At 57.0% G+C, this 1,046-nt stretch carries 1 protein-coding gene; it reads left to right on the top strand.

Features of this window, described 5'->3' with window-relative positions:
- Window positions 1-85: 85 nt before the first annotated feature.
- A protein-coding gene (locus C4N04_RS31415; protein ID WP_106797767.1) for an IS630 family transposase occupies window positions 86-1,031 on the top strand; the annotation gives its coding sequence in 2 pieces (ribosomal slippage) (window positions 86-424 and window positions 426-1,031; 945 coding nt in all).
- Window positions 1,032-1,046: the final 15 nt, after the last annotated feature.

The raw sequence follows: 1,046 nt of genomic DNA, 5'->3' as shown, positions 1-1,046 counted from the left end.
TAGAGCGGTTTGCGACTTGGTTGAATCGGGATTCCGCTTTTGTCGCAAATCAGATTTGATTGAATGAGCGATGGAGGCTTGTTCGATGGGTCGTGCTTATTCGATGGATTTGCGTGAACTGGCGATGCGGCGTGTGGCGCAAGGCGAGACATGTCATGCGGTTGCCACCGCGCTGAATGTCGCGCCGTCGAGCGTGATCAAGTGGGCGCAGCGCCAACGCCGTACCGGCAGTGTTGAGCCGGGCAAGATGGGCGGTCATCGACGGGCGTTGATCTGCGGCGAGCATCGCGTCTGGGTCTTGTCGATGATCGATGGGTCGGAGCATGTGACGCTTGAGTGGCTGGCGCGGGGATTGCAGGATCGCGGCCTCAAAGTCCATCCAGCCAATATCTGCCGCTTTCTCCATCGTGAAGGCAAAAGCTTCAAAAAAAACCGTGCTGCCGGCCGAACAGAACAGGCCGAAGCTGGCCCGTCAACGTGAACGGTGGAAGCGCCATCAGGGCGAGATCAATCCTGACCGCCTTGTGTTCATTGACGAAACCTGGGTGAAAACGAATATGGCGCCGCTCAGGGGCTGGGGCGAACGGGGTAAACGCCTGATCGCCCATGTCCCGCACGGTCATTGGAGAACAATGACTTTTGTCGCAGCCCTCAGAAACGATCGGCTTGATGCACCATGGGTCCTCAACGGGCCGATCAACGCTAATGCCTTTCTGACCTATGTCGAGAAGGAACTCGTTCGGACCCTGTCGCCGGGAGACATCGTTGTCCTCGACAATCTCGGCAGCCACAAAGGCCTGGCGGTGCGTCGGGCTATCAGAAAGACCGGCGCAAAGCTCTTCTTCCTGCCGCCTTACAGCCCTGACCTCAATCCCATCGAACAGCTCTTCTCCAAGATCAAACAGGCCATGCGCACCGCAATGGCCCGTTCCGAAGACACAGTCCACGACGCTTTGGCGCGGACCATAGAGACAATCAAACCAAACGAATGCGCAAACTACATCCGAAACGCAGGATATGGGTCAACCTAAATGCAAAACGGTCTA

The organism is Rhizobium sp. H4, assembly GCF_003013335.1.
Lineage (GTDB): Bacteria > Pseudomonadota > Alphaproteobacteria > Rhizobiales > Rhizobiaceae > Rhizobium > Rhizobium sophoriradicis.
This window is presented reverse-complemented; position numbering and strand designations above follow the sequence as displayed.